The following is a 19,021-nucleotide window of genomic DNA, read 5'->3' as shown; positions in this document are numbered from 1 at the left end:
GCCCAGCGGGCCGCTCGTTCACGGGCGGCTCAGAGCGCAGTGGGAGGACGCGATGGCGTCATCTGCCCGCACCCTCCCACCACCGGCGGTGATCCGCTCAGCCGAACAGGGCGAACCGCTCCCGGCTGCTCCCGCCCACGGCAGTGAACGCGCCACCGGCGGCGACCTTGCCGTTGCCGGCGGTCAGCACCTGCACGCCGACCTTGCCGTTGAGCCGCGGGTCCCACGCGGTCAGCTTGCCGTTGCTGTCCAGCGCGGCCAGCTTGACCCGGGAGGCGTAGCCGGCCGGGCAGCCAAGCTGCTTGATGGTGCTGGTGGATTTGCAGGCGCGGTCGAAGTGCCCGCCGACGTACGTGGTGGAGCCCAGCACTGCCAGGTTGTGCACGTCGCCGTCGAACAGGTGGGTCCAGCGGACCTTGCCCGTCGCGGTGTAGCCGGCCGCGCGCCCACCCGGGCCGCCGCTGGAGACGCTGATGCCGCTCGGCGAGATGGCGACGTCCATGACGGTGGCCGGGGCGGCGGGCTTGAAGCCCTTGACCAGGCGGCCGTTGGCGGTGGCGACGGCGGCGAGGCGGCGCGCGGGCGAGCCGTTGACCTTGTGGAAGTCGCCGCCCAGGTACAGCCGGGTGCCGGCGGCGGCGAGCGCGCGGATGCGGCTGTCGACCGACGGGTGGAAGGAGCGGTCGAGGGCGCCGGTGGTGTGCCGGAACGCGACCAGGTTGTTGCGGGTGGTGCCGTCCACGGACTTGAACGAGCCGGCGGCGTACACCCGGCCGTTACCGATGGCCAGCGTGCTCACCTCGCCGGAGACCTTGTGCGAGAACGCGGCGAGCTTGCCGGTCGAGGCGTCGAACCGCGCGATCGAGTCGCGGCGCAGGCCGTTGATCTCGTCGAAGTCGCCTGCGGCGTAGATGGCCTGAGGGCCCGAGGAGGTGACGGCCAGCGAGCGCACGGTGCCGTTGGCGGTGGGATTCCAGGGCAACAATGCGCCGGTACGGGCGGAGAACGCGGCCAGTCGTTTGCGCGTGTACGTTTTCCCGTGGGACTTCACCTGCGTGAAAGAGCCCCCGGCATAGATGACATCCCCACGAAAAGCCAGCGCCCACACCGTGGAATTGAATTCCGGGGCGGCGCTGGAGCGCGAAGCAATCGAGGGCGCCGCTGAGGCTGGCGCCGGCAGCAGCGAAACGGCGGCCGTCAGGGCCAGGACGGGAACGGAAAATAGTCGCACGTCTTGATCAACTACTGATGGCGGTATTTGGTTGCGCTCCTTTCGCCGCCTGTATCTGTTCGTAGACCCGCGCCCGCAGAGCGGTGAAGCGCGCATCGGCGCGGGTGTGCAACTGATCGCGCGCGGCGGGCAGGTCCACCAGCAATTCGTCCTGCACCACGGTCGGCGACGCGGACAGCACGAGCACCCGCTGACCCAGGTACACCGCCTCGTCGATGTCGTGGGTGACGAACAGGATCGTCACGCCCAGACGCTGCCACAACGCGCGGACCAGGTCCTCCAGCTCGGCGCGGGTCTGCGCGTCAACAGCGGCGAACGGCTCGTCCATCAGCAGCACGCTGGGCTCGTACGCGACCGCCCGCGCAATGGCCACCCGCTGCTGCATCCCACCGGACAGTTGCCACGGGTTGGACTGCTGCGTGCCGTCCAATCCCACAGCGGTCAACGCCTCGGACACCAATGCGGCCCGCCGCGGCCTGGGCACCCGTTTCTGCCGCAGTGGCAGGTCCACGTTGTCGTGCACGCTCAGCCAGGGAAACAAGCTGCGGCCGTACTCCTGGAAAACGACTGCCATTCCCGGCGGCGGGCCGGTTACCGCATTTCCGGCCAGACGCACTGCTCCCCCGGTGGGGCCGAGCAATCCGGCGACGCAGCGCAGCAATGTGGTTTTCCCGCAGCCCGACGGGCCGACCACGCAGACCAGTTCACCATCGTCCACAGTGAATGTCAGATCGCGTATCGCCTCGACCTCGCGCCGCTGCGAGCGGTACACCTTGCGCAGCCCGCTGACCTCGAGCATGGGTTCCTCCTAGGAGCGTCGCTGCGCCTCGCGGCGACCGTGGTACCAGCCGAGCGCGAACCGTTCGCCGAGCCGGAACAGTTCCGACAGCACGAATCCGAGCAACCCCAGCACGATGATGCCGCTCCACATCTGCGGGATGGCGAAGCTGCGCTGGAACTGCACGATGGTGAAGCCCAGTCCGTTGCTGGCGGCGACCATCTCGCTGATCACCATGAGGATGATCGCCAGCGACAGCGCCTGGCGCAGCCCGGTGATGATCTGCGGTGCGGCACCGGGCAGCAGCAAGTAGCGCAGCCGGGCGAACCCGGTGATGCCGTAGGCCCGGCTCGTGTCGCTGAGCACCGCGTCCACCGCCCGCACGCCCTCGACCGTGTTGAGCAGAATCGGCCACACGCACCCGGACACGATCACGATGACCTTCATGGCGTTCCCGATCCCGGCAAACACCATGATCACCGGTACGAGCACGGGCGGCGGCACCGCGCGGAAGAACTCCAGCACCGGCTCGGCCGCAGCCCGCAACCGCCGGCTCGCCCCCACCGCGATGCCCAGGCCCACACCCAGCAGTGCCGCCAGGAGATAGCCCGCCGCCAGCCGCCCCAGGCTGGGCAGCACGTCGGCTCGCAGGCGCGGCCAGGTCCACGTGTCCCCGAAGGCGACGAGGATGGTCCGCAGCGGCGGGGCATAGAAACTTTCACTGGTGCGGCTGGCGACGTACCAGAAGAGGAAAAGCGTTACCGGCAGCGCAAGAACCGTCAGGAACCGGCGGATCACCCGGCCACCTCCCCGCGCACGGATTGGTGCCAGGACAGCAGCCGGCGTTCGGCCAGCCGGGCGCCGAGGTTGATGGCGACGCCGAGCAGCCCGGTGACCACGATGAGCGCGTCCATGGTGGCGATCGCCCCGGAGCTCTGCGCGACCGCGATGACCGAGCCGAGTCCGGGCGCACCGATGACCAGTTCGGCGGTGACGGCGAGCACGAGCGCGACAGCGGCGGCCAGGCGCAGCCCGGTGAACACGTACGGCAGCGCGGTCGGCCACAGCACGTGCCGCACCCGGGCCCAGGCGCTGAACCGGAAGCTACGCGCGGTTTCCTCGGCAACGGGGTCCACATCGGCCACGCCGTGCAGTACTTGCACGAGTACTTGCCAGAACGCGGCGTACACCACGAGCAGCAGCGTGGATCCGAGCCCGGTGCCGTAGAGCAGCACGGCGAGCGGGATGAGCGCGACGGACGGGATCGGGCGAAGGAACTCGATGGTCGACGCCGTCCATGTCCGCAGGACCGGGACGGCGCCGATCAGCACCCCGGCCGCGACGCCGAGCGTGCAAGCGATGACCAATCCGATCGCCCATGCCGTCAGCGTGTCACCGACCGCTGTCCAGAACGCCGCCGTGCGGGCCTCGGCGGCCAGCGCTGCGACAATGCGGGAGGCCGGTGGCAGATAGTCGTCGTCAACCAGCCCGAGCCGGGGCAGCAGTTCGGCGAGCCCGAGCAGCCCGGCCAGCCCGGACAGGCGCAGCATCACGGCAGGATCTTGGTCAGGTCCGGCGAGGCCGTACCGAAGATGCCGTCCCGCGCGCCCAGATCGGCAAGCGCCTGCACCGACGCCCGGTTGATCTGCGCGGGCCATTCCGGCAGCGTCAGCGTCTCCCGCAGCTTCGGATCGATTTTGGTGTACGTGGCCAGCGCGGCCCGGACCTCGTCGGGATGGGCGCCGGCGTAGGTCAGCGACTCGGTGATCGCCTCGGTGAAGCGTTTGACCAGGCCGGGGTTGTCCGCGGCCAGCTTGGTGGAGGTGAAGTAGGCGGCCACGGTGAGCTCCGGCGCCGCGTCGACGTAGTTCCAGGCGACCACCCGGCCCCCCGCCGCGGTGATCTGCGACAGCGACGGCTCGACCACCCAGGCCGCGTCGACCTGGCCGTTCTGCACCGCGGCGGGCATGTTCGCGAACGGGATCTCCACGAACGAGATGGTGGCCGGGTCACCGCCGGCTTTGCGCACGGACTCCCGTACCGTGGTGTCGCCGATGTTCTTGAGGGTGTTGACAGCTATTTTCTGGCCGGCCAGCCCCGCGGCGTCCTTGATCGGGCTGTCCCCGCGCACCGCCACGCCGCCGAAGTCCTTGCCGGCCTGCCCGGTCGACGCGACCCCGGCCGCCACCGCCTTGACCGGCACGTTCTTGGTCTGCGCGATCAGCAGCGAGGTCAGGTTGCTGAACCCGAACTGGAACTGCCCGCTGACCACGCCGGGCACGATCACCGCGCCGCCCTGGCCGCTCTCCATGCTCAGCTCGATCTTGCGGGAGCCGAAGAAGCCGCGCTGCTGTCCGAGATAGATCGGTGCGACGTCGACGATCGGGATCACGCCGACCTTGACGCGGTCGACGCCGCCGGAGGAATCGGGGCCGGCCGAGGAGCTGCACCCGGCTGCGGCACCGGCGAGGACGAGAACGACCAGCGCGGTCAGCATGCGTCGCATGGGCGACCCTCCTGGAGTTGTGCGCACAACGCACGTAAGTTCACCAAGAGAACGTAAGACTGTGGCGTGGGTCACGTCAATGATCGACTTCGATGGCAGGCCGCGCCGGATCCGGGCCGCGGCGAGGGTTGTGAGCGACCGTGGGAGGACGCCGGTGCCGGGTCGGGAGCCGTACTTCGTGCAGTCGCTGGAACGCGGGCTGGCCGTGATCCGCGCGTTCGACGCCCACCACCGCGAGCTCACGCTCAGCGAGGTCGCCCGGCTGTGCGGGCTGACCCGGGCCGCCGCCCGCCGGTTCCTGCTGACGCTGAGCGACCTGGGGTTCGTACGCACCGATGGCCGGATGTTCTCGCTGACGCCGCGGGTGCTCGAATTGGGGTACGCGTTCCTGTCCAGCCTGTCGCTGCCCGAGGTGGCCCAGCCGCACCTGGAGAGCCTGGCCGCCGACGTGCACGAGTCCTCGTCGCTGTCGGTGCTCGACGGCGACGACATCGTCTACGTGGCCCGGGTGCCCACGCGCCGCATCATGACCGTGGCGATCAACGTGGGGACGCGCTTCCCGGCGTACGCGACGTCCATGGGCCGGGCCTTGATCGCCCACCTGCCCGACGCCGAGGTCGCCGCGTTCCTCGACCGGGTTGCCCTGCACCGGCTCACCGAGCGCACCATCACCTCGGCACCGGCGCTGGCCGCGGAGCTGACCGCCGTGCGCGAGCAGGGCTGGGCCCTGGTCGACCAGGAACTCGAGGAGGGGCTGCGCTCGATGGCGGCGCCGGTGCACGACCGCAGCGGCGCGGTCGTGGCCGCGGTGAACATCTCGGTGCACGCCAGCCGTACTTCGGTGGCCGAGATGCACGCCCTGCTGCCGCGGCTGCTGGCCACCACGGCGGCAATCGACGCCGACCTGCGAGTCACGACCCCGGGCTGAGCCACTCCTCGTGCAGGATGGCAAAGTCCAGCTCGGTGGACCATTCGCCCTTGAACAACTCGTTGCTGACCAGCCGGGCCTCCAGGCGCATCCCGAGCCGGCGCGCCACCTTCGCCGAGGCTTCGTTGCGCTCGTCCAGGCGTGCGATGACCCGGTGCAGGCCCAGCTCGTCGAAGGCCAGCGCGAGCAGCGCCCAGGCCGCCTCGGTGGCGTAGCCCTGACCAGCGAAGCGGGGGTTGAACACGTACCCGAGCTCGCCGCCGCGGTGCTCGCGGCTGCGCCAGAACAGCACCACGTCCCCGGCCAGCTCCCCGGTGGCCGTGATCTCGGCGCCCAGCGTCAGCGCCTGGCCCTCGTCGGTGAGTTCGGTGGTGGCCCACTGGGTGGCCAGCCGGTGCGCGATGACCTCGGCGGTCATCGGCTCGAACGGCACGTACCGGCAGACATCCTCGCGCCCGCGGTACTCCAGCAACGCCTCGGTGTCCGCGCTCGTCAACGGCCGCAGCAGCAACCGCTCAGTCTTGATCATCCCCGGTCCCCCGCTTCCTGAGGTACGCGCGCCGTAGCCCGGCTGCGCGTAGTACGCGAAATTCTCAGTCATCACCTCGTTGGTGTACAACCGGATCTTGTCGCAGCCCTGCCGCGTGGCCTCGGTCTCCGCCCCCGTCATCGCCCCGCCGGTTACCCTGCCGCTCAGCGGTGCGCGGGTTCCGGGGCCGGGGTGCCGGCGGCCGGGCGCGCCTCGCGTTCCAGGGCCGCACCCTCGACGTCGAGCACCGGTAGCCACTGCAGCCACGACGGCAGCCACCAGCCGGAGCGCCCGAGCAGGCTCAGCGCCGCCGGCACCGCGATCATGCGCACGATGAGGGCGTCGAACAGGATGCCGATGGCCAGCGCGAACGCGATCGGCTTGATGGTGTCGTTGCCCTCGGGCACGAAGCCGGCGAAAACCGCGAACATGATGGTCGCCGCGGCCACCACGACCGGGGCGGCCTGGCGGAAGCCGGTGACCACCGCGTCGCGGGGGCTGGCGCCGTGCGCGTGCGCCTCGTGCATCCGCGAGACCAGGAAGACCTGGTAGTCCATGGCCAGGCCGAACAGGATGCCGATGACGATGATCGGCGAGAGGCTCAGCAGCGGCCCGGTGGTCTCGGCGTTCACGATCTGCTGCAGCCAGCCCCACTGGAACACCGCAGTGGTGGCGCCCAGCGCCGAACCGATGGTGAGCAGGAAGCCGAGCACGCCGACCACCGGCACCAGCACCGAGCGGAACACCAGGATGAGCAGCAGCAGCGCCAGCCCGACGACCAGGATCAGGTAGCGCGGCAGGGCGTCGTCCAGCTTCTGCGACACGTCGACGCTGATCGCGGTCTGGCCGGTGACGTACACGCCCCTCTCGCCGTGGAAGGAGTCGCGCATGGCGTGCACGAGGTCGACTGTCTCGGCGCTGTCGGGTTCGGAGGCCGGGATGACGGTGAGCAGCGCGGCCGAGCCGTTCTGGTTGGGCGTGGGCGGGGCCACCACCGCGACGCCGGGCAGCTTCTGCACGCCGGCGGCGATCGTGGTGGCGCGCTGCGGGGCGCCGGTCCCGTCGACCAGCACCAGCAGCGGGCCGGAGAAGCCGGGACCGAAGTGCTTCGCGATCAGGGCGTCCGCCTTGGCCTGGGTGCTGCCGGCGGCGGGCGGCTGGATCAGGGAGGTGCGCATGGAGAAGAACGGAACAGCGATGACCGCGAGTACGGCCACAGCGCCCAGCAGGCTCAGCACCCGGTGCCGGGTGACCGTGGCACCCCAGCCCCGGTAGAAGCCCCGCCCCTCGGTGGCCGGCGCGGCGGCGGCCTCGAGGGCGCCGGGGGCCCGCAACTTGCGGGGCAGCGCGCGGCGGCCGATGAAGCCGAGCACGGCCGGGACCAGCGTGACCGCGACCAGCACGGCCACCACGATGGTGCCGGCGGCGGCCAGACCCATCTCGGTCAGGAACGGGATCCCGGCGATGGCCAGGCCGGCCAGCGCGATCACCACCGTGATGCCCGCGGTGACCACGGCGGAGCCAGCGGTGCCCACAGCCAGCGCGGCGGCGGCTTCGGGCGTACGTCCTTGCCGCAGCTCCTGCCGGTGGCGCGTAACGATGAACAGCGCGTAGTCGATGCCCACGGCCAGCCCGAGCATGACGGCCAGGATCGGGGTGGTGGACTGCAGGTCGACGAAGCCGCTGAGGGTGGTGATGCCCAGCGCGCCGATGCCGACCCCCACGATCGCGGTGATCAGGTTCATCCCGGCAGTCACCAGCGAGCCGTAGGTCAGCGCCAGCACCAGCAGCGCCACGACCACACCGAGAAGCTCGGCCGGCCCCCCGATGTCGGCGGCGTTCTCCTGGCTGGCCTCCCCGCTGACCTCGACGGTCAGCCCGCTCGCCCCGGCCGCGGCGACCGCGTCGTGCAGGGCAGCGCGCTGCTCGTCGGTGATCTGCGCCGCCTCCACCGGGTAGGTCACCGTGCTGTACGCCGCGGCCTGGTCAGCCGACACCGTCGCGGACTTGGGGTCCAGCGGGTTGGAGGCGCCGGCCACGCCGGGCAGCTTGGCGAGCTGAGCGACCAGCGCCGCGACCTTGGCCGCGTTGGCCCGGTCGGTGACTTTGGCGCCGGTCGGGGCGGCCATCACCACCTGGGCGGTAGCGCCGTTGGCGCCGGAGCCGAAGCGCTTGTCGATCAGGGTGAGCGCCGTGCTGGACTCCTGACCCGGGATGCTGAACGAGTTGACCGTCTTGCCGGCCAGCGTCACTGCCCCCACGCCGGTGGCCAGCAGCACCAGGAACCAGACGGCCGTGACCACGATCCGGTGCCGGAACGCCCCCAGCCCGAGTTGGTGCAGAAAGGTAGCCATGACTCAGGTGTGTCCTCTCAGTGCCCGGCCGGGTGCGGATGCCCCAGCGCGTCGTAGCTCACGGTGACAAGGTGCTCGCGCACATTGTCGGGGGGAAGGTTGCGCAGCCCGAGCGCGGTGACCGCCAGCGCTCCGAGCGCGCCGGTCACCCGCGCGAGCCGCAGCACCTCGGGGCGGGTCGGTGCGGGGCGGGCCGGTGCGCTGCCGGTGGGCTGGAGGCCGAACGCGGCGAGCAGCGCGGCCCCGATCTCGTCGAGCAGTGCCGATTCGCCGGGCTCGGTCAGCTGGCTGAATGCACTCAATATCAGCGCGATAAACCCACGGTGGCGCAGCGAGACGTCGGCGAGGGCGCGCAGCACGGCCAGGTCACGCGCCGGGCCGGGCGGAACCGCGGCAGCGGAGGCCGACACCTCACGCACGGTAGCGGTGCAGCGCTCGACCACGGCCGCCCACAGGGCTTCCTTGCTGGCGAAGCGGTGCAGCAGGCCGGTCTTGGAGTAGCCGGTGGCGTCGGCGATGCGTTGCACGGAGGTTTCCTTGTAGCCGTGCCGGGCAAACAGCTCAGCGGCGTGGTCGATGATCGCATCGTCGATTTCCGCTCGGGTGGCCCCGCCGCATACGGACCAAGTTAGTCCTTCGCCGACCATTTTGGTCCGCAAAGGCGCGGAATGGTGGTCACTGCGGTCCCGGGGCTCTACGTGATGGCGTGCGCGCGGCGTTTGGGCGGACAGGTAGTGCCCGGCAGGGCCTCGGCGCTGGTCTTGAGCAAGGCCCGGTTGGCCAGCCCAGTCGGGCAGTCGTGGGTTGCGGCATCCTCGGCCTCGGCCTGGCTGCGGGCCAGCTCGGCGTGCAGCCGGGCGTGCTACCGGCCCGCCACGCCGAGTTGGACACCGCTCCTCGGCCGGCCCTCACCGCCGTCGACCGAGCGCTCGCCGGGTTCCGCCAAGAACTCCAGCGCCGCGCCGCAGTCGTCGAACATGGGGAACAGCCCGTCCACGTGCATGGTGTGCAGCACGGTGATCACCACGCGGGAGGGCGCGGCCAGGCACACCATGCCACCGCGGCGGCGGGCGTTGCGGTGCGCGCGGACCAACTGACCGAGCATCGCGTCGTCGAGCGTGGGCACCTCGGCGAGGTCGACCACCACGTGCGAATGGGTGTCGACGGCGCTGTGCAGTTCCCGGCGCAAGTCGCACCCGGCGCGGGCGCGCACCACCGCGGCACTGCGACCGGCGGCACCGCGGGCGGCGGCTTCAGAGCGGTTCATCGGGCCTCCTCCACCTCGAGGACGTGGTCGACGCGAGCCAGGCCGAGCATTCTGCGGACCCGGTCCACCGGCGCCCGCAGGGTGAGCCGGCCGTCGGTGCGCATCAAGTCGCGGTGCAACTGCAGCAGCAGGCCGATGGCCGCGGCGTCGATGCGCGGGCTGCGGCGCAGGTCCACCACGAGCCGGGCCGGGCGCAGCGCCGCTGCCGCGCTCAGCCGGGGGCGCCACCGTTCCACGGCGGCGCCGTCCAGCGCCTCCGTGACCACGACAGTCGTCTCCTGAGGGTGCACCACCCAAGGGTGGCCGCGCCGTGTGGCAAGCCCTGCGCATCCATGTGACGGTTGCGTGACAAGTGTCCCGGCGACCGGGGCCGGATTCGCCGTTGGCCGTCCCGCCCGGCAAGACTGGGGGCATGTCAGCCGTGCTGGTGATCGAGGACGACGACCGCATCCGGCTCTCCCTGGTGCTAGCGCTGGAGGATGAGGGGTACGCGGCCAGCGGTGCACCCACCGCCGAGGAGGGGCTCGCCGCACAACGCCGCCAGCCGGCCGACACGGTGCTGGTGGACCTGATGCTGCCCGGCGTCGACGGCTTCGAGTGCATCCGGCAGTTGCGCCGCAGCGATGACGTGCCGATCGTGGTGATCAGCGCCCGTGACGACACCCATGACATCGTGGCGGCGCTGGAGGCGGGCGCCGACGACTACCTGGTCAAGCCGGTGGCGGTCAAGGAGCTGACGGCCCGGCTGCGGGCGTTGCGCCGGCGGGCCCGGGTGGCACTGGCCGACGAGCCGCCGGTGCTGCGCTTCGGCGATCTGGAGATCTCGCCCGAGGCCGGCGAGGTGCGGCTGCACGGCGAGGCGGTGGCGGTCACCCGCACCGAATTCCAGCTCCTCTGCGAGTTGGGTGAGCACCCCGGCCGTGTCCTGTCGCGCCAGCAGTTGCTGCAGCGGGTGTGGGGTTACGACGGCGGCGATGAGCGCCTGGTCGACGTGCATGTGGGCCGGCTGCGCCAGAAAATCGAGGACGGCTCGGGGGCACCGAAGCACCTGGTGACCGTCCGCGGCCTCGGCTACAAGCTGCAACGATGAAGAAGGCCGGATTGCGGGTACGGGTCATCGCCGGCTTCGCTGCCGGCGCCCTCGCGCTGTCGGCCACCTTGGCGCTCGTGTCGTTCCAGGTGATCCGGCAGTCGCTGCTCAGCGAGCGGGAACGCACGGCGGTGCGCGCGGCCTACTACGACGCGGCGATCGTGTGGTCCGGGCTCGGTTCGCAGGAGGTCGGCAGCCTGCTGCGCACATTGGACACCGGGGACAGCCGCCGCGCGGTGCTGTACCGCGACGGCGAATGGTATTCGCGCCAGGCCGACACCGGGGTCACCGACGCCATTCCCGTTGCCCTGCAACGCGAGGCGGGCGACGGCATACCCTCGGTGCAACGGGTACGAGCCGAGGGCCGCGCCGCCCTCGTGGTCGCCGTGCCGCTCTCGCCCACCGCGGTGTTCTACGAGGTCGACTCGCTGCAGGAACTCGACCACACGCTCGGGGTGCTGACGGCGGTGCTGACGGCGGTGGGGGTGAGCGTGGCCGCGCTGGGCGCCCTGCTCGGCTGGTACGCGAGCCGCTACGTGCTGCGCCCGCTGACCCGGGTGGCCGACGCGGCGCAGGAGATCGCCGGCGGCGCGGGTAAGTACCGGCTCGACCCGGCCGCCGAGCCCGATCTGGCCCGGCTCACCACCTCGTTCAACCACATGGTCGACGAGCTGCAGGCCCGCCTGGAACGCGACCGCCGCTTCGCCGCCGACGTCAGCCACGAGCTGCGCTCACCGTTGCAGACCCTGGCGAACGCGGCCAGCGTGCTGGAACGCCGCCGCGACCAGCTCGACGCCCGCACGGCCACCGCGGCGGGCCTGATCACCGACGAGATCGCCCGGTTCCAGCACCTGGTGAACGATCTGCTGGAGCTGTCGCGCGGCGACCGCCCGGCCACCCGCGCCCCGGTCGACCTGCCCGAGCTGGCCCGCCGGGTGTGCCGCGACCACCGGATCAGCCCGGACATCGTGACGCTCAGCGGCCCGGCCACGTGGTGCGTGGATCGCGGGCGGGTCGGCCAGCTGATGGGCAACCTGCTGGAGAATGCGCAGGCGTTCGGCGGGGGCGCGGTTGCCGTACGCCTGGCACTGACCGCTTCCACGGGTCGCATCGAGGTGGACGACGAGGGGCCGGGGGTCAGCCCGGACGACAAGCCGGTGATCTTCGACCGGTTCGTGCGGGGGCGCTCGGCGAACGCCCGGGCCGACTCGGCGGGCACCGGGCTGGGGCTGGCCCTGGTCGCCCAGCACGCGGCCGCGCACGGCGGCACCGCCTCGGTGCACGACCGGCCGGGCGGTGGCGCGCGGTTCCGGGTCGAGCTGCCGGAGTGTGCGCCGTGACCCGGCTGGTCGCCGTGCTCGTGGCCGCCGTGCTGGCGCTGGCCGGGTGCGGAGTGCCGCTGGACGACGAGCCCCGCGCCATTGAGACCCCCGGGGTGCTCAACGCCCCGGGCAGCACCGCCCCGGATCAGGCCGGTACGGCGGTGCTGCGGCTCTACCTGGTACGCGACGGCCGGCTTGTGCGCGTACCGCGGAGGGTCCCGGCTCTGCTCGGACCGCACCAGAGCTTGACCGCGCTGCTGGCAGGCCCCACCGCCGATGAGGCCGCGGCCGGTCTGACCAGCGCGTTGTCGACCATGTCGGTGACCGGCCTGCGGCTGGCCGACCACCGGGCGACGGTCAGCATCGCCGATCCGCCCGACCAGTTGGTGCGCAGCGACGACGTGCTCGGCTTCGCCCAGATCGTGTGCACCCTGACCTCGCAGACCGAGGTCGGCACGGTGTCGTTCGAAGCCAACGGTCAGCCCCTGGCCGTACCGCGCGCGGACGGGTCGCTGGCCGACGAGCCGCTCACCATCGCCGACTACAACGGACTGCTATGAACGATCAGTAGTTGCCGTGTGCCTGGAAGTACGACCACGCGCCGCAGGGGGTGCTGTAGCGACCCTTGATGTAGCCCAGGCCCCACTTGATCTGGGTCGCCGGGTTGGTCCGCCAGTCCGAGCCCGCCGAGCTCATCTTGCTGCCCGGCAACGCCTGCGGGATGCCGTACGCCCCGCTCGGGTTCGCGGCCTTGGGGTTCCAGCCGCTCTCCTTGTCCCACAAGTTGCTCAGGCACGGCATCTGGGAGATCCCGAAGCCGCTCTGCAGCACCAGCGCGCAGCCGATCGCCTTGTTGCCGCTGTAGGCGTTGCAGTTGCCCGGGATCTCGACCGTACCGGCCCTCTTCGCGGCAATTTTCCGCTTCTCCGAGGTGCGGGCCTTCTTGGCAGCCGACTGCGCCTCGATCGCCGCCTTCTCGCCCGCCTCGTTCACGGCTTCGCGTTGCAGCGAGCGGGCGGCGGCGTGCTGGTTCTGCCGGGCTCGCAGCAGCACCATCTCGTCAACGTCGGAGCGCAAGGCCAGGGTCGTGGCGTCGCTCACCGGCTGCTGCGGTGGCTCGTCGTGGGCCTGACCGACGTAGAGACCGCCCACCCCACCGGCCACGAGCAGGCCCACCGACGTGGCACGGACGCCGATTTTGCTCCACAGTCGATCCACGCGCGGGCCCCTTCATCGTTGCGACTCGGGCACCTTACAGCACGCCGAGCTGCCCGATCCGGCGCGCGGCCTCGCGGAGACGATCAGGCGCTGCTCACCGGCATCGCCCCGGTGAGCGGCACCGCAGCCCATGGTGTGGGCGGGCATCGTCACGGTGGCGGCCGGGCTGTCGTCCGGGTTGCGCCAGCTATAGTGATGGGCGTCGATTCCAGGGGAGGCACCGATGCGTCCGCTCGCCGCCAGACTCGCCGCTGTTGTCACGCTGGGCGCCGCCGCGTTGCTCGGCACACCGCAGGCCGCGGGGGCCGCTTCCCGGTGCGTCGACAGCTCGCTGCCCGTCACCTATGAGGAGAGCCGGATCGAGACGCCGGCGCTGCCCGGTGGGACGCGGGTGCCCTATGAGCTGGTCGAGCAGGGCGGCTTCACGGCGTACCCCCGGGCTTTGCGTCAGGCTCTGTGTCACGCCCGGTCCGTGAGCGCTGCGGAACGCGTGCTGCAACGGCAGGGAGCGCAGTTGTGGCGCACGGCCGTGGCGCGGGCGCAGGGCCGGATCCAGATGGGCACGATCGAGCGGTACGACGACCGGCCGCTCTACTGGACGAGGTTGCTGGGCACCCGGGACATCCGGCAGTGGGCGCCGCGGTTCGCCGTCACCGGCGCCGAGCGGGCCGGGCTGCTCAAGGCCTACGAGTATGCGGCGCGCGGCATCACCTCCACCGGCTTCGGGCGCGGGGTCACCAAGGTGCTGGTCAGCGGCTTCGACCCGTACCAGCTCAACAATGAGATCCGGCGCTCGAACCCCTCCGGTGCGTCCGCACTGCAGCTCGACGGTCTGACCTACCGCTCGGGCGGGCGCACGGTACGGGTGCAGGCGGTGGTGTTCCCGGTGACCTGGAGCGGCTTCGACGCCGGCGTCGTGGAGGACGCGTTCGGCCCGCACCTGACCCGGCACGCCCGCGAGCGCGCCGATCTGATCATGACGATCAGCCAGGGCAACCGCGGCGTGATGAACATCGAGCAGTGGGCCGGCGCGTGGCGCGGCGGGTCCCCGGACAACAACAACGAGGGTGCGGCCGAGCTGGTCCCGCCGGCGCCGCGCTGGCCGCAGCCGTCGCCGGCCCCGGAGTTCATCGAAACCACGCTGCCCTACCAGGCGATGATCGACGCGGGCACCGGCCCATGGCCGGTCGCGCTCAACCGCCAGATCTGCGAATGGGCCGCCGGTACCCGGCCCACCGGCCCGGTGACGTGCACCGCGAACGGCCCGTCGGCGGGTGGGCAGGCGCAGTCCGGGGGCGGCGGGAACTACCTCTCGAACGAGAGCATGTACCGCTCCAACCGGCTGCGGCTGGAGCTTGGGGCCACCGACATCGCGGGCGGGCACCTGCACATCTCCGCGCTGGTCTATCCGGTCGACCCGCTGGTGCTGATCGACGACGCGTTCGCCGCCGACCGCGCGGCCACCATCGAGCAGACGGTCGCACTGGTCAAAGCGGCGGGTACGGCTGCTTGACGACCCTACGAGATCAGGTCGGGGATGCGCTCGAACAGCTGGGTGGTGTAGGTGACCATCTCGTGCAGCATCCAGTTGCCCGAGAACAGGATGGCGGCGCCCACCCCGGCGGCCTTGGGGACGAACGAGAGCGTCGCTTCCTGAATCTGGGTCACCGACTGGAACAGCGAGATGGCGAAACCGATCACCAGCGCCGTGATGAGCACCGGCGCGCACATCTTGGCCGCGATCGTCATCGCCTGCAGGCCCAGCTCCACGATCTGTGTGTCGGTCATACCCGCCTGTTCGGCCACCCGGCACTCCCGTGGAGTGCAGGACGGTTGCATTCCGGTTCGCAACCGCCGGAATCCTCAAGCCGCGAGTGCACTCCCGTGAGCCCTGCCCGGTAGCGGGGTCGGTGGTGCGCCTGTGACAACCCCTTCGGCGGCCGGGCCGCGAACTTGGGTGCGAAACGGCGGCCTCCGCGCGTGGCCCCTCTCACCGGTGGATCCGGTCAGAAGGCTTCGGGGTGAGGCGACGGGTCAGGTGGCCACGGCGGGGGTCCGTCACCCCGGCACCGCGCCAGCGCGGCAAAAGACCGGTTGCGGGGATCTTGCGGTGTCCTGCCGTATTCGCGGGACCCTCGTTTTCAGGGGCCTCCCGGCCCGATCAGGCGAAGGGGTATCCGCTGCTCAGACAGCATGAAGCGACGCTCGGCCAGCAACCGCGGGCAGCGTGGTGATCGTGGTTGCGGACGCGGGTAGCGTCGGCCGGGCTCTCGCCCCCAAGGAGTTGTCGTCGTGCGCCGTAAACTCGTGGCCCTCACCACGGCCGTCCTGTTCACTTTGACCGGCACCGCCGCGTGCAGCGACGACGACGGTGACGCCAAGGCCGTGCCCACCCGGGGCGGCGACGGCACCGGCAAGGTCGGCGTGATCCTGCCCGACACCACCACCAGCCAGCGCTGGGGCAGCGACGACCCGAAGCTGCTCAAGGCCGCCTTCGACGCCGCCAAGGTCCCGGTGGAGATCGACAACGCGCAGGGCAACCCGGACACCTTCAAAACCATTGGCGACCGCATGATCGCCGACGGTGTGACCGTGTTGATGATCGTAAATCTTGACGCCGGCAGTGGCAAGTACGTTCTCGACAAGGCTCGATCGAACGGTGTGAGGACCATCGATTACGACCGGCTGACCCTCAACGGCGGCGCCGACTACTACGTCAGCTTCAACAACGAAGAGGTCGGTCAGCTACAGGGCAAGGGCCTGGTCTCCTGCCTGAGCGCCGAGGGCGTCAAGACACCGCGCATCGTGTACCTCAACGGCGCGCCCACCGACAACAACGCCTCACAGTACAAGCAGGGCTACGACTCGGTGCTCGGACCCAAGTTCGACGACGGGTCGTACCTCAAGGGACCGGACCAGTCGGTAGCCGGCTGGAAGCGCGAAGAAGCGGTGACGGTCTTCCGCGAGATGTTCAACCAGACCGGCGGCAGGATCGACGGGGTCGTGGCGGCGAACGACACCGTGGCCAGCGCCGCGATCGAGATCCTCAAGGAGCGCAAGCGCAACGGCGAGGTGCCGGTGACCGGGCAGGACGCCGAGGTGCAGGCGCTGCAGAACATCCTGACCGGCGACCAGTGCATGACCGTCTACAAGCCCATCAAGCGCGAGGCCGACGCCGCCGCCAAGCTGGCGATCGGGCTGTTCAGGGGCGACAAGGCCGTCGCCGACGCGCGGGTCAAGGACACCGAGTCCGGGGCCTATGTGCCCGCCGTGCTGGAGTCGCCCATCCAGATCATGAAGAAGGACGTGGCCTCGGTCATCGCCGACGGCTTCGCCACCAGCAAGGCGGTGTGCAGCGGCCGCTTCGCCGTGGCGTGCACCCGGGCGGGGATCGGCTGACGCAACAGATCGATCACGACGAGCACCTCCAGCAAGAGTGTGGCCCCGGGCACTGGTAGCCTTTGCCGCGCTTTCGCCCCTGGAGGAGATCTCGTGCGCCGGAGACTGGTTTCCCTTGTGGCCGCCGGGCTGCTTGCCCTGAGCGGCACTGCAGCCTGCAGTGATGATGGCGGCGACGCCAAGGCCGTGCCCGCGCGCGGCGGCGACGGCACCGGCAAGGTCGGGGTGATCCTGCCCGACACCACCACCAGCCAGCGCTGGGGCACCGACGACCCCAAGCTGCTCAAGGCCGCCTTCGACGCCGCCGACGTCCCGGTGGAGATCGAGAACGCCCAGGGCGACCCGGCGAAGTTCCGCAGCCTCGGCGACAAGATGATCGCGGACGGCGCGACCGTGCTGATCATCGCGGCCCTCGACCCCGACAGCGGCAAGTACGTGCTGGACAAGGCGCGGGCCAATGGCGTCAAGACCATCGACTATGACCGGCTGACGCTCAACGGCGGCGCCGACTACTACGTCAGCTTCGACAACGAGGCGGTCGGCCAGCAGCAGGCAAAGGGTCTCATGCAGTGCCTGAGCAGCAAGAAGGTCAAGACCCCACGGATCGTCTACCTCAACGGCTCGACCACCGACAACAACGCGACGCTGTTCAAGGACGGCGCGGACACGGTCCTCGGTCCCAAGTTCGACGACGGCTCCTACCTCAAGGGTCCCGACCAGGCGGTGGCCGGCTGGAAGCGCGAGGAAGCGGTCACCGTGTTCCGCGAGATGTACGTCCAGACCGGCGGCAGAATCGACGCCGTGCTGGCGGCCAACGACACCATCGCCAGCGCGGCCATCGAGATCCTCAAGGAGCGCAAGCGTAACGGCAAGGTGCCGGTGACCGGGCAGGACGCCGAGGTCCAGGGGCTGCAGAACATCCTGGCGGGCGACCAGTGCATGACCGTCTACAAGCCGATCCGCAAGGAGGCGGACGCCGCCGCCAAACTCGCGATCGGACTGTTCAAGGGCGAGAAGGTCACCGCCGACGACCGGGTCAAGGACCCCGAGTCCGGGGCCTACGTGCCGGCCAAGCTCGAGTCGCCGATCCAGGTCATGAAGAAGGACGTCGCGTCGGTGATCAAGGACGGCTTCGTCACCAAGAAGGCGCTGTGCACCGGCCGCTTCGCGCAGGACTGCAAGTCGGCGGGCATCCTCTGAGCCTGCCGGGCGAGCGGGTCATGACCCTCGGCCGGGCCGGCGCCGCCCTGCTCGCGGGCGTGACGCTGGCGGTCGCCGGGTGCGCACCGACCGGCCCGGCGGGCGCCCCGGCCTGGCACACCGCCGCACCGGCACCCTCGGTCCCCGCGTCGAAGGCACCCGAGGCGGGCAAGAAGCCACGCATCCAGTCCGGCAACGGCGTCAAGGGCCCACTCGGCGAGGTCATCGACCTGGGTGGGTTGAAGGACGGCACCGGCGACCGGTACGTCATCTACGCCGTGACCGGCGGCGCCGTCAACGACACCAGCGACTTCGGCTTCGCCATCGGGGTGCGCCGCCCGGGTAACGTGGTCACCGAGGACCTGACGATCAGCGAATACCAGGGCACCGCCACCACGCCCGGTTTCCACCCGATGCAGGCGCAGATGGATCTGGGGGCCAAGTCGGTGCAGCCCGCGTTCGGCTACTACTCCGGCACGCCGGCGTCGATCACCGTACGCGACACCGGGCGCACGCTCACCGCCCACCTGGCCCGTTGGAGCGAGGACCCGGGCACCACGGTGTTCTGGTTCGACCCGGCCGACGTGCACGACAGCAGCCAATGGTCGGACCTGGGTGCCTATGACGCCTCCGGGGCCCGCCTGCCCGACGGGCACATCGAGCTGTCGACGTTCTGATGCGCCCGCTCGCCGCTCTCGTCCCGATGCTGCTCGCGCTGGCCGCGTGCACCGGCCCCGCCCCGGACAGCACCGGCACCGCGTCTGCGGCGCCGTCGTCCAGCGCGGCCACCGGCGAGTTGCAGCCGGTGTTTCCCGCGCTGACCGGGGACGTGGTCACCAGCGCCAAGCTGCTCACCTTCGACCCGGGCAACCGGGCGGCGATCGTCGAGCCCATCGTGTTCGCGCAGGCCCAGCAGTACTGCGCAAAGATGCACATCGACCCGGTGGACAACCGCTGCGCGCAGGAGCTGATCATCGTCAACAGCAACACCCGGGTGACGCTGGCGATGCGCGCCGGCGTCGAGCTGCGGGGCATGGGTGACGGCACCGGCGACTGCCTCGGCGACATGGACAAGGGCGCCACCTGCAAGGTCACGTCCGCCTACGTGCGCACCCTGGCGCAGAACGATGCCGCAGTGGTGATCACGCTGCGTGACGGCACCCTGGCGCGCATCGCCGAGCTGTATCAGCCCTGACGCG

21 protein-coding genes are annotated in these 19,021 nt (G+C 70.8%); 9 read left to right on the top strand and 12 right to left on the bottom strand.

The window, feature by feature from the left end:
- Positions 1-97: 97 nt before the first annotated feature.
- The 5 genes from TFC3_RS34255 to TFC3_RS34275 are packed head-to-tail and all read right to left on the bottom strand — an operon-like array spanning position 98 to position 4,515.
- Entirely contained in the window at positions 98-1,231 is a 1,134-nt protein-coding gene (locus TFC3_RS34255; RefSeq protein ID WP_067510454.1) for a hypothetical protein, read from the bottom strand.
- Between the two features lie 7 nt (positions 1,232-1,238).
- Positions 1,239-2,030: an ABC transporter ATP-binding protein gene (locus TFC3_RS34260; RefSeq protein WP_067510456.1), complete on the bottom strand. Its 792-nt coding sequence runs from the start codon at positions 2,028-2,030 to the stop codon at positions 1,239-1,241.
- 9 nt (positions 2,031-2,039) lie between these two features.
- Positions 2,040-2,807 (bottom strand): ABC transporter permease, encoded by a 768-nt coding sequence (locus TFC3_RS40270; RefSeq protein ID WP_067510494.1) that lies wholly within the window; start codon positions 2,805-2,807, stop codon positions 2,040-2,042.
- Positions 2,804-3,559, bottom strand: a complete 756-nt coding sequence (locus TFC3_RS34270; protein WP_067510531.1) for an ABC transporter permease — start codon at positions 3,557-3,559, stop codon at positions 2,804-2,806. Before TFC3_RS34270 ends, TFC3_RS40270 begins: the two co-directional genes overlap by 4 nt.
- Entirely contained in the window at positions 3,559-4,515 is a 957-nt protein-coding gene (locus tag TFC3_RS34275) for an ABC transporter substrate-binding protein (RefSeq protein WP_067510460.1), read from the bottom strand. Before TFC3_RS34275 ends, TFC3_RS34270 begins: the two co-directional genes overlap by 1 nt.
- Positions 4,516-4,669: 154 nt before the next feature.
- Here TFC3_RS34275 and TFC3_RS34280 point away from each other — a divergent pair, with 154 nt between their 5' ends.
- Positions 4,670-5,443, top strand: coding sequence for an IclR family transcriptional regulator C-terminal domain-containing protein (locus TFC3_RS34280; RefSeq protein WP_236718635.1), 774 nt, complete (start codon positions 4,670-4,672; stop codon positions 5,441-5,443).
- Here the strand turns inward: TFC3_RS34280 and TFC3_RS34285 are convergent.
- The 5 genes from TFC3_RS34285 to TFC3_RS38395 form a co-directional block, all read right to left on the bottom strand.
- Positions 5,427-6,113, bottom strand: coding sequence for a GNAT family N-acetyltransferase (locus TFC3_RS34285; RefSeq protein ID WP_369819736.1), 687 nt, complete (start codon positions 6,111-6,113; stop codon positions 5,427-5,429). The genes TFC3_RS34280 and TFC3_RS34285 overlap by 17 nt on opposite strands.
- Before the next feature lie 23 nt (positions 6,114-6,136).
- Complete coding sequence (locus TFC3_RS34290) at positions 6,137-8,326, bottom strand: MMPL family transporter (RefSeq protein ID WP_067510462.1); 2,190 nt, start codon at positions 8,324-8,326, stop codon at positions 6,137-6,139.
- A 17-nt stretch (positions 8,327-8,343) separates the two neighbouring features.
- Positions 8,344-8,985, bottom strand: coding sequence for a TetR/AcrR family transcriptional regulator (locus TFC3_RS34295; protein WP_236718636.1), 642 nt, complete (start codon positions 8,983-8,985; stop codon positions 8,344-8,346).
- Positions 8,986-9,188: 203 nt separating this feature from the next.
- Positions 9,189-9,593, bottom strand: a complete 405-nt coding sequence (locus tag TFC3_RS34300; protein WP_067510466.1) for an STAS domain-containing protein — start codon at positions 9,591-9,593, stop codon at positions 9,189-9,191.
- Positions 9,590-9,883 (bottom strand): STAS domain-containing protein, encoded by a 294-nt coding sequence (locus tag TFC3_RS38395; RefSeq protein WP_161952737.1) that lies wholly within the window; start codon positions 9,881-9,883, stop codon positions 9,590-9,592. The genes TFC3_RS34300 and TFC3_RS38395 overlap by 4 nt, the downstream gene beginning before the upstream one ends.
- Before the next feature lie 122 nt (positions 9,884-10,005).
- Between TFC3_RS38395 and TFC3_RS34310 the strand changes: the two genes are divergently transcribed.
- Genes TFC3_RS34310 through TFC3_RS34320 form a run of 3 tightly spaced genes read left to right on the top strand, consistent with a single transcriptional unit; the run spans position 10,006 to position 12,565 of the window.
- Positions 10,006-10,683, top strand: a complete 678-nt coding sequence (locus TFC3_RS34310) for a response regulator transcription factor (protein ID WP_067510493.1) — start codon at positions 10,006-10,008, stop codon at positions 10,681-10,683.
- A complete protein-coding gene (locus TFC3_RS34315) occupies positions 10,680-12,023 on the top strand; it encodes a cell wall metabolism sensor histidine kinase WalK (RefSeq protein WP_067510491.1) in 1,344 nt (447 codons plus the stop codon). Before TFC3_RS34310 ends, TFC3_RS34315 begins: the two co-directional genes overlap by 4 nt.
- The gene (locus TFC3_RS34320) at positions 12,020-12,565 is read left to right on the top strand and encodes a GerMN domain-containing protein (protein ID WP_236718637.1); all 546 of its coding nucleotides are present in this window, start codon (positions 12,020-12,022) and stop codon (positions 12,563-12,565) included. The genes TFC3_RS34315 and TFC3_RS34320 overlap by 4 nt, the downstream gene beginning before the upstream one ends.
- Positions 12,566-12,569: 4 nt before the next feature.
- Here the strand turns inward: TFC3_RS34320 and TFC3_RS34325 are convergent, their stop codons facing one another.
- Positions 12,570-13,223, bottom strand: coding sequence for a transglycosylase SLT domain-containing protein (locus tag TFC3_RS34325; protein WP_067510474.1), 654 nt, complete (start codon positions 13,221-13,223; stop codon positions 12,570-12,572).
- 223 nt (positions 13,224-13,446) lie between these two features.
- Here TFC3_RS34325 and TFC3_RS34330 point away from each other — a divergent pair, with 223 nt between their 5' ends.
- Positions 13,447-14,736, top strand: a complete 1,290-nt coding sequence (locus tag TFC3_RS34330; protein ID WP_067510489.1) for a hypothetical protein — start codon at positions 13,447-13,449, stop codon at positions 14,734-14,736.
- 5 nt (positions 14,737-14,741) lie between these two features.
- On the opposite strand, the gene fliQ is transcribed toward TFC3_RS34330, so the two are convergent.
- The gene (gene fliQ, locus TFC3_RS34335) at positions 14,742-15,011 is read right to left on the bottom strand and encodes a flagellar biosynthesis protein FliQ (RefSeq protein WP_067510539.1); all 270 of its coding nucleotides are present in this window, start codon (positions 15,009-15,011) and stop codon (positions 14,742-14,744) included.
- 504 nt (positions 15,012-15,515) lie between these two features.
- Between fliQ and TFC3_RS34340 the strand changes: the two genes are divergently transcribed.
- The 4 genes from TFC3_RS34340 (at position 15,516) to TFC3_RS34355 (ending at position 19,017) form a co-directional block, all read left to right on the top strand.
- A complete protein-coding gene (locus TFC3_RS34340; RefSeq protein ID WP_067510477.1) occupies positions 15,516-16,622 on the top strand; it encodes a sugar ABC transporter substrate-binding protein in 1,107 nt (368 codons plus the stop codon).
- Between the two features lie 93 nt (positions 16,623-16,715).
- Complete coding sequence (locus TFC3_RS34345) at positions 16,716-17,822, top strand: sugar ABC transporter substrate-binding protein (RefSeq protein ID WP_067510479.1); 1,107 nt, start codon at positions 16,716-16,718, stop codon at positions 17,820-17,822.
- 20 nt (positions 17,823-17,842) lie between these two features.
- Positions 17,843-18,499 (top strand): hypothetical protein, encoded by a 657-nt coding sequence (locus tag TFC3_RS34350; protein ID WP_067510481.1) that lies wholly within the window; start codon positions 17,843-17,845, stop codon positions 18,497-18,499.
- On the top strand, positions 18,499-19,017 hold the full coding sequence (locus tag TFC3_RS34355) for a hypothetical protein (protein ID WP_067510483.1): 519 nt from the start codon (positions 18,499-18,501) through the stop codon (positions 19,015-19,017). Before TFC3_RS34350 ends, TFC3_RS34355 begins: the two co-directional genes overlap by 1 nt.
- Positions 19,018-19,021 lie beyond the last annotated feature (4 nt).

This window comes from Actinoplanes sp. TFC3 (assembly GCF_001553785.1).
Taxonomy (GTDB): domain Bacteria; phylum Actinomycetota; class Actinomycetes; order Mycobacteriales; family Micromonosporaceae; genus Actinoplanes.
This window is presented reverse-complemented; position numbering and strand designations above follow the sequence as displayed.